We start from the raw sequence: 357 nt of genomic DNA on the forward strand, positions 1-357 counted from the left end.
AGACAACCGTCCAGCTTGGCGACACGATCTTTTCCGGCTTCGATATTACGCTCGGACCTGAAGTCGTCGTTCAGTTCAATGACCTGATCAGGCGAATTCTCGACAGCGATCAGCGCATTTCGTGGCGCATGTCGATGCTGATTGATTCAGGCGGATTTCAGGGGCAGGTTTTCAAGGAAACCTACACCAACATGATGACGTGGACTGCCCGCATTCCAAACGGGCGCATCAAGCGCGCGTTTGACAAGCTGCGGCAGGATGATGGGGCAGATGATACCGTTGTGCGCTGGCGCTGCTCTTTTTCGGCGTGGGCGCCGAAGTCGCAGCTTGAAACGCTGCAAAGGCATGTTGCCACCT

General features: G+C 55.5%; 1 pseudogene. It reads left to right on the forward strand.

The features are described from left to right. A pseudogene (locus HBA93_RS19430) lies at positions 1–357 on the forward strand (hypothetical protein); the annotation flags it as partial.

The organism is Ochrobactrum sp. SFR4, from assembly GCF_019730395.1.
Lineage (GTDB): Bacteria > Pseudomonadota > Alphaproteobacteria > Rhizobiales > Rhizobiaceae > Pseudochrobactrum.